The sequence below is a fragment of the Danxiaibacter flavus genome, from assembly GCF_041060425.1.
GTDB lineage: Bacteria > Bacteroidota > Bacteroidia > Chitinophagales > Chitinophagaceae > Danxiaibacter > Danxiaibacter flavus.
The window spans coordinates 326,667-335,645 of the sequence record NZ_JAULBC010000004.1 but is presented as its reverse complement, the minus strand read 5'-3'; the positions used below and the strand labels follow the sequence as shown (position 1 = coordinate 335,645).

At 40.8% G+C, this 8,979-nt stretch carries 6 protein-coding genes; 1 reads left to right on the top strand and 5 read right to left on the bottom strand.

Annotated features, from left to right (window positions below; genetic code table 11):
- Nucleotides 1–877: 877 nt before the first annotated feature.
- From QTN47_RS14060 to QTN47_RS14045, 4 genes are all read right to left on the bottom strand, one after another.
- On the bottom strand, nucleotides 878–2,407 hold the full coding sequence (locus tag QTN47_RS14060; protein ID WP_369330027.1) for an arginine deiminase family protein: 1,530 nt from the start codon (nucleotides 2,405–2,407) through the stop codon (nucleotides 878–880).
- Nucleotides 2,408–2,628: 221 nt separating this feature from the next.
- Nucleotides 2,629–2,880 (bottom strand): 4a-hydroxytetrahydrobiopterin dehydratase, encoded by a 252-nt coding sequence (locus QTN47_RS14055; RefSeq protein WP_369330026.1) that lies wholly within the window; start codon nucleotides 2,878–2,880, stop codon nucleotides 2,629–2,631.
- 215 nt (nucleotides 2,881–3,095) lie between these two features.
- Nucleotides 3,096–3,530, bottom strand: a complete 435-nt coding sequence (locus QTN47_RS14050; protein WP_369330025.1) for an IPExxxVDY family protein — start codon at nucleotides 3,528–3,530, stop codon at nucleotides 3,096–3,098.
- A gap of 24 nt (nucleotides 3,531–3,554) precedes the next feature.
- A complete protein-coding gene (locus QTN47_RS14045) occupies nucleotides 3,555–5,198 on the bottom strand; it encodes a M28 family peptidase (protein WP_369330024.1) in 1,644 nt (547 codons plus the stop codon).
- Nucleotides 5,199–5,617: 419 nt separating this feature from the next.
- Here QTN47_RS14045 and feoB point away from each other — a divergent pair, with 419 nt between their 5' ends.
- Nucleotides 5,618–7,735, top strand: a complete 2,118-nt coding sequence (gene feoB, locus QTN47_RS14040) for a ferrous iron transport protein B (RefSeq protein ID WP_369330023.1) — start codon at nucleotides 5,618–5,620, stop codon at nucleotides 7,733–7,735.
- 57 nt (nucleotides 7,736–7,792) lie between these two features.
- Here the strand turns inward: feoB and QTN47_RS14035 are convergent, their stop codons facing one another.
- Nucleotides 7,793–8,659 carry a serine hydrolase gene (locus QTN47_RS14035; protein ID WP_369330022.1) on the bottom strand — a complete coding sequence of 289 codons (867 nt, stop codon included), beginning with the start codon at nucleotides 8,657–8,659 and terminating at the stop codon, nucleotides 7,793–7,795.
- Nucleotides 8,660–8,979: the final 320 nt, after the last annotated feature.

The following is an 8,979-nucleotide window of genomic DNA, read 5'->3' as shown; positions in this document are numbered from 1 at the left end:
GTTTGCGCAATTTTCAAATTACATGTGCTGCCTGATAACAGTAAGCGTGATCAAGGCCAGGTACTTCGTAACTCGTACTTCGTACTTATTATAAACGTTGCCGCACCTTTCACTATTCACCATTCGCTTCGCTGATTTGATGATGTCTGATTTCGTCAATTCGATCAGCCTGACTAATTTCCGTTTGCGCAATTTTCAAATTACATGTGCTGCCTGATAACAGTAAGCGTGATCAAGGCCAGGTACTTCGTAACTCGTACTTCGTACTTATTATAAACGTTCCCGCACTTTTCACTATTCACCATTCAATATTTAATGCCAATCCTCAAAACACGATTTGAAGAATTTGGTTAACCTCAGTCAAACAGAGATGACAGCATACTTTTTCATCGATAGTCCGTAGGACTTTAAGTTTAATAGAAGCCCTAACATATAGGATCTTTCTTGTCCGTCAGGACATTAATCCTTTATATTTGGTTAAAGTCCTAACGGACTATGATGTTCTCAATTCGCACATTTCTATTAAGCTTAATTCCCTACGGGAAAAATTGTTACTGCTATGAAATCTGTCATTGGCACGACAGGGGAGGCCTCCCCCAACACGAACCTGTTAAATGTTGCGAGATGTCTCCTGTCGTCGACATGACGTTCAACGCTCATCATCGCAACAAATACAGTCAACACTCTTAACGAAGGTGCGTTGTTTTACTATTCACTTCTTAACTCTTTATTCTTACCCGGAAATAAATGTTCACGCGCTTTTCACTATTGACTATTCACCATTCACTTCTCAACCTTCAGGCAGATTGTATTGATAGTAAACGTCGCTGCACCTTTCACTATTCACCATTCACTATTGACTATTGACCATCCCCATTCACCTCTCAACCCTCACATCTTTCCGCGACAACGGCATACTCATACAATGTGCACCACCGCGTGCCCTGGATAGTTCTGCAGATGGCAATAATATTAAAGTGTTATTAATGGTTTCCGGTGAAGCTTCTTTCTTTTCAAAGCGGTCAAATAGTTCTGACGCAGTGATAATATCATAACCATTCTGTATAAATCCTTTTTCAGTTTCCTTATTCCTGTCGTAGCCAACAACGACGCCGTCTTTTAAAGCTAACAAATTACAGGAATCCGTCCACTGCTCCCTTTCATCATAAGGAAAGATGTTGTTACCGCTGTAAATGATCCTAACGTCACTTTCAGGAATATTAAAATCTTCTATACTTATATTTCTTAACAGAGATTCAAGACCTGTTACCTTATGGCTGATATTGATCTCGTAGTTTTTGCCGGCGTCATAAGTTTCTTCAGTTGATTTTTTGTAACGGCGGATTTCAACGAGTTCAAATGTTTGTTTTGCCTCACTGTCATCAAGGTCGTGGTAGTATGAATATCTTGTACTGTTTTTATACTGGTTCAACATTTCAGAGAACTTGCCAAACAGTACCCATGTATCTTTTCGCACCTGTGTAAACACCGTATCAATGTGCATTTGAGCGCGGTGTTTCGGAATTTTTATTACCGTAATTTTTTCTATACCAACTGCCGGAGTTTTAAAAATAGAATGAATGATCTCATTCACAGCACTTGCTGTCGTCCGCTCACTTATGCCAATAAGCATATGTCCCGGAGCGATCATCATAACGTCACCGCCTTCAACTGATGTCTTAAAGTCACGTCTCTCTTCTTCATTTAACAGGAAGAAGCTGCTCGATTCTGATATCTCAATTATTTTTTCCTGTTTTTTTTCAAAAAGATGATAGAAAGAAATAAACTTCATCAACATCGATTCTCGTTCGCGTGCCGGAGATGCAGCGTTGCTCAACAACAGGTGGTCATGCAGCACAATGCCAATGTCCCTGGTGAAAATGAAATTCGGTAATGGCTGAAATGCCAATTGCCGTTGCTTTTTATCGGGATTATATAACACACCGCTTATAAGTACTTTAGCCAGCTCATGCGGATTTTCGATAGCATCCAGTTTCCTTTCTGTTTTAAAACTGCAACCTTCCCATGCGCATACGGCAGAAATAAGTTTAGATCTTATAGCATCCTGCTCAAGCACTTTTGCCAGAACATGTTCTGTATCCAACACTTTATCACTGTTAAAGTAGTCAGGATGATCAGGCTTATAACAGTCAGGTTGCTTTTGTTTGTCCTGCCTCTTTTCAAAACTCCGTATGTAACCGATTTTATCGGGATCAAGAAAATAGAGAAGTAGTTTGATATATTCATTGTATTCCCTGCGCATGTTGCTCAGGAAAACAGTGTCATCATATAACCATTCCTGGAATTTGCTGGGTACTATTTTGCCAATTCCTCCATCAGGGCTGTGGATTAATAATCTCTCCAGTGTTCCTATTTCAGATGTAACATGTATTGCATTCTGTGCCATAAAAAAACATTATCGCTAAACTGCCTGCCGCAAGATAAGAGATTGTAAATTCAAAATATAGTAGTTAACTAAATTGTAAATAAAGGGGGTGTGCAAGTGCAAGTCTTTTAAGTCAAAAGTAAAAAGTAAAAATTCAAAAATTATTGCCGGAAGATCTTATTATAAAAAGCAGTGTGACTGCACCGATCGTTTTTATTTTTGAATTTTTACTTTTGACTTCATTACGTTAAAGCGTTTATCTTTTCTGCCAGCGCATGATCTTTTGCTGTAACGGTATTTCCGGCATCGTGCGTGTTTAACCAAATTTCTACTTTGTTATACACGTTGCTCCAGTCAGGATGATGATTCATCTTTTCGGCTTCTAATGCAACCCTGGTCATAAAGGCAAATGCTTCCGAAAAGTTTTTGAATTCAAATTTTTTGTACAGTTTATTATCAGCTTCGTTCCAGCCTGCAGCGGTATTGCTACTCATATACAACTGTTTATAAGGTTATTTGACAATGTTGTCAGATCATATCGGGCTATTGTTGCTCTGAAGTAATTGTTACATAAACTTACGAGCTTTATAGCGTTTTTCAAATAATAGCGCAATTGTGGTACAGCTTACGGCATATGTTGAAAAGAACTTTAACCTTCAGGAGTGATTCCTTTTTTTACCAGATTGTCACTGTGCATTGATTCCAATGCTCAAAATATCAGGTGTCCCTTGTTTTTTATTTTTTCATTGGTCAGTTCGGTCACCAATTGAACCCCGGGTATTGTTTTAACAGAACGGATAAGATTATTGCAATCATCATCACACACCGCATCTCCTTTCATCAACCATAAAAAGTCAATATGTTTAAATTCAGGCAGAAGATACTCACCGTCAAAACTATTGTGATAGATATAGTGATTTAGAAAAGTATTGTTAACGTTATGCTGATATACCGGAAAAAAATAATTTCTTTCTTTCTTGCGTAAATGCACTTCTATATCTCTGTTCAGTCTGAAATTATATCCGAGAAAACTATTTAGCTGCCAGCAGAAGCGATAGTTTTTAGTCACTGCAATAATTCCGAGCAATCTTGTATCCGAAAAGAAATCATCTGTAATATCATCTATGTTAAGTGTTAGTTTCATCTCGAAATATTATTCCAGCCGGGTTTAGAATTCTATATTAAATGTAATCTCCTTACTGTCTCTTGTAACGTAGAGTGTTGTTTTATCTCCTTTTTTGAAATGTTGAAGTGCTTTCATATAAGTAACAACGTCAATAAATTTGTAGTCGCCAAGCTGCGTTAAAATGTCACCGCCTTGCAAACCTGCTCTTTCTGCTATTTTGCCTTTGCTTACTCCATCAATTCTCATGCCTTTTCCTGTAAACGCATAATCGGGCATAACACCAAGCGTTACCGGTAAGTTTACTGAGCCAACTTCTTGTTCACGCGTTTGTAAGAAAGCCAGCTTGCCTTGTTTATCCGTTGCTTCTATTATATGCTGTATATAACGTAAAATACCAACTTCGCCGGTGTAGTTAATCTTGTCCCAATCGTCTGTTGATTTATGATAGTCACTGTGCGTGTTTGTGAAAAAGAACAGAACAGGGATATTCTTGTGATAGAATGAGGAATGATCACTTGGTCCCGTTCCGCTGCTGTCAAAATGGAGCACAAATCCGCCGGAATTAACAGTTGAAATCACCTGAGACCAAACAGGAGAAGTTCCATATCCGCCGATTGTAAGTTTCTTTGCGGTATCGTAACGGCCTATCATGTCCATATTAATCATGTAATTGGGAGTGATGGCGATAGTTGGATGACTAAGCCAGTATTTTGAACCTAACAATCCAAGCTCTTCCGCAGAAAATGCAATAAAGAGATAGTTGTTACTTTTTGCGCTGCTTGCTTTCAGGATCCTTGCTATTTCAATAAGACCAGCTGTTCCGCTTGCGTTATCATCCGCACCATTATGAACCTGTCCCTGCGAATCCAGTGCATTGCCATCTTCGCCAAAACCGAGATGGTCGTAATGAGCACCTATGATAATTGTATTACCCGCACTATTATTAATATATCCTATAACGTTGTGGGCTTTGCGTTGCCTGGGCTGAAGACTTACAGAAAGTTTAAGATCATAAATGCCGGTGTTGTCCGGAAAATATTTTTGTAACGCATCTTTTGTGATATAAACTACAGGAATGCCTGCAACTTCGGTAGTATCATATTTATTGAACTGAACATTATCTTCAGATGTCGAGGTATTGATAACGAGTAAAGCCTTTGCACCTTTTGCTGTTACTTTTTTTGCCTCATTCTGAATTGCATTATCAACATCAAAATGGGGATTGTTTTTATTGTCTTCAAGTATATCTTTTAAATCATAAAACCACGGTTCGCCTTTTTCCCTGACGCCAATTGAAGATGTGCCATCCGCAGAACTGTTGGCAGAAAAAGCGATGGGAATAAATTCAATACCAGGTTTTAAGGCAGCGCCGTTAACAGATAAAGTTGTGGTTTGACGATCGTATTGTTTGCCTTCATTAATATCAAACTCCTGTACAAAGTTGTTGTCTCCTTTGGGTTCTAGTCCAACGGTTCCGAACTGACGGCTTATGTAATCCATTGCGTCCAGTTCTCCCTGTGTGCCAGCTCTGCGTCCTTGTCTTGCATCATCAGCAAGATATTTTACGTGAGCCTGCAGATTTGTGAGAATCGTTTTGTTTTCTTTTTCTTCCGCCTTGCGCTGTTTCCTGCTTTGCCCAAATGTTAATACCGGAACTAAAACAATAGCCACCAATAGAATCTTCATAAATCACAATGAGTTGGTTATGTGCTGCAAAAGTAGGAAGAAGTTTCAGCTTTCAGGTGTCAGGTATCAGGTGTCAGGTATCAGGTGTAAGGGGCGAGGTATGAGGAATGAGCCATAGCGATTGACATATGAACAAGGATCGGTGGAGCGGAGTGAAGATCCAAAACATTACGACCAACTTTTGCAGCTGTTCAATGCCATACCCTCGCACCTTGCCCTCCCGTCCCAAACCCTATGCCTTACACCTTAGGCCTCAAACCTGATACCTTACGCCTGATACCTGCTCCCTCACACCTCTCCCCGCCTTTTCCCAATCTCGTAATGTTATTCTCGGAATTGACGTTACTTTGCATCATTTAGATTGAATGTTTTAACAGCAGTGTGGTTTGGCGACTGCCTGCAATTCAAAAGAGACAGGTTTGGCTTTACAAAATATTAATATAGCCCTGGTCGGCAACCCCAACAGCGGTAAATCATCTCTGTTCAACGCACTTACCGGGCTTAACCAAAAGGTGGGAAATTTTCCGGGGGTTACTGTTGATAAGAAGACAGGCGAGAGTAGACTGGATGATAATCTGCAGGCTTCCATTATAGACCTGCCGGGAACTTATAGTCTTTACCCAAGAAGGGCAGATGAGTGGGTTGCTTACCGCGTGTTAATGCATGCCGACGAAGACAATGTAAAACCTGATCTGATATTACTTGTAGCCGACGCGAATAACCTTAAACGCAATCTTTTATTCTGCAGCCAGATCATAGACCTGAAAGTGCCAGTGGTAATTGCGCTCACCATGATGGATCTTGCCCGCAAAAAAGGTATTGAAATCGATGTTCCTGGTTTGGAAAGAGAATTAGGCGTTCCGGTGGTTGTGGTAAATCCAAGGAAAGACAAGGGCATTGCACAATTAAAGAAGGCGCTTGTTCAAACAGGTAAGCATCAGTATCATCCGCCGCAAAGAGATTTTATCGGGAACAGGGAACTTGCGCCCGCTGCAGTGGAAGGGATGCAAAAGTTGATTCCACATCTAAGTGAATACGCGTCTATTCATTACCTGATTAATCATGAGAATTTTCCTCTGGCTCCTGAATTACAGGATGCAATTGAACAGACGGAAATAGACAACAAATTCAATCCTACAAAAACTCAGGCAGAGGAAATTATGCAGCGCTATGGCCGCATAAAACAAATAATGCAGAAAAACGTGGTAGAGCCTGACCCTTTGCAAAAAAAATTATTCACAGAAAAACTTGATAACGTTCTTCTCCACCGGTTCTGGGGGTACATTATTTTGTTGTCAGTTCTGTTCTTGTTGTTTCAAAGTATTTTCTGGCTGGCGCAGTATCCGATGGATGCTATTGACTGGGGCTTTGCAGAAGTGAGCGGCTGGCTGAACAATACTTTGCCCGAAACATGGTGGAGCGATTTGCTGGTGAATGGAATTATAGCAGGGCTTAGCGGCATACTGGTTTTTGTGCCGCAGATCATGATCCTGTTTGGCTTGATTACAATACTAGAAGACACGGGCTACATGGCGCGTATTAGTTTTTTAAGCGATAAGCTAATGCGTAAAGTTGGTCTGAATGGGAAAAGTGTAATGCCGATGATCAGCGGTTTTGCTTGTGCAGTGCCGGCTATCATGAGTACACGCAATATTGAAAATAAAAAAGAACGGCTGCTTACCATAATGGTAACGCCGTTGATGAGTTGTAGTGCGAGACTTCCTGTGTTTACCATCCTTATCAGCCTTGTTGTTCCTTCGAAATATTATTTGGGATTTTTAAGCTTACAGGGTTTTGTAATGATGGGACTTTACTTGTTGGGTGTTGTTATGGCGCTCATCGTAAGCTACGTGTTGAAGTTTGTTGTTAAGATGAAAGAGAAAAGCTTTTTCATTCTTGAATTGCCGGTGTACCGCGGTCCGCGCTGGAAGAATGTCGGCATCACTATGATTGAAAAGGCGAAAATATTTGTGATGGATGCAGGACGGGTTATCATGGTGATAAGCTTGTTGTTGTGGGTATTAAGTTCCTATGGTCCTTCTCAAAGAATGCACAATGTGGATGAGAAGTATGCAGCTATAAAGCAACATGCAAGTACAGAACAGTTGGCTGAAATAAACAAGCAATATAATTCTGAGAAGCTACAGAATTCTTTTGCAGGTATCCTTGGAAAATCAATCGAACCTGTAATTGCTCCACTCGGATTTGACTGGAAGATTGGCATAGCACTAATTACATCATTTGCTGCGCGGGAAGTATTTGTCGGCACTATGGCTACCCTCTACAGTGTAGAGGAAACGGATGATCTTTCTCTTAAACAGAAAATGCATAATGCCGTTCGCGAGGATGGAACAAAGGTGTACACGTTGCCGACGGCCCTATCGCTGATGGTGTTTTATGTGCTTGCGATGCAGTGTATGAGCACGCTGGCCGTAGTAAAGAGAGAAACACGAGGCTGGAAATGGCCCGCCATACAACTCGCGTACATGACATTCCTGGCTTACGTGACCAGTCTCGCGGTGTTCCACATTTTTTAAGGAATTATTCTCGTTCTGAAGATATCAGAAGGCCCACGTTTCATTTGATGCGCGGGCCTATTCATTCAAATACTTCCATACTAAGGCTGAAATCTTCCTTGTCATAACCCAGGCTTCATTTGTTGGCTCCCAGCTATTGTCCTTATTATTTTTTGTAAAGATGCTTAGTATGTAAGGTGCTTTCTTGCCGTTTACGTAAAGTATTTCATTCCGGCTGGCATCTACGGCGCCATTTTTATCTGCCACAAAAACACCTGCCGGAATTTGAGAGATTGCTTCTTCATCCCAGTATTGACGGCTGAGCAAGCGAAGCATTTTATCGCTGGCCTCTTTTGTAAATACACGTCCGTTAACTATTTGCTCCATTACCCATGCAATTTCGCGGGGTGAGGTTTGCCCCCATCCGTAGACCGACCTGTTTTGTTCCCTTCCGGGCGTGCGACTGTTCACGCGCGTACTCTTTAATCCCATGCTGTCAAGTATCTGGTTAATGCGCGTTCCGGAACCCGAAAGGCCTTGTAGCCACAAGCTCGCACAGTTATCACTAATAGTAAGCATCAGCATCATTACTTTACTCAGTTCAATTTGGGATCCTTCCTTAAAATTTGAAAGAATATCATCCCCTTCGCTATAATACAAGGAGTCTTTATAGACAACTCGTTGATGGTATTTCAGCTCTCCATCCTGAATCTTACGCATGATGCCTAGCAAAATGGGGATCTTGACAATACTTGCGGTCGGAAAAACAGTGTCAGCATTGATGGCAACGATCTTGTTGTGTTTGAGATCATGCACGTAAACACCAACATCGCCGTTAAATCCTTTAATGATCTCATTGATCTGTGTTTCTAACTTTTTGTCCGTTTTTTGTGAATAAGCAGTTACGCATACTAATGCAAGCAGGGCGGTCATCAATTTTCTCATGGATGTTAAGTTAGCAATTTTATGGAAAGAAGAAGACCCAAGAACACAGGATATTTCTTTTCGGGGAACCACTAAGCCACAAAAACACTAAGGAGCACTAAGTATAGATTTTAATATTCCTTTGCCTTGTTTGATGCTCTTCACGTATTTGTGGCTTTCCAAAATCCCGTGATTCTTTTTGTGCTCTTCGTGCCTCGGTTTCAAAAAAACTTTGTACTTCTTTGGTCTTCGAGTCTTTGTGGCAAAAAAGCCGCGTTCCATTGTGTCGCCTGTGCCTCCGTGGTTCCGCAAAAAACGTTCTACACAAATTGTTAAGGTTG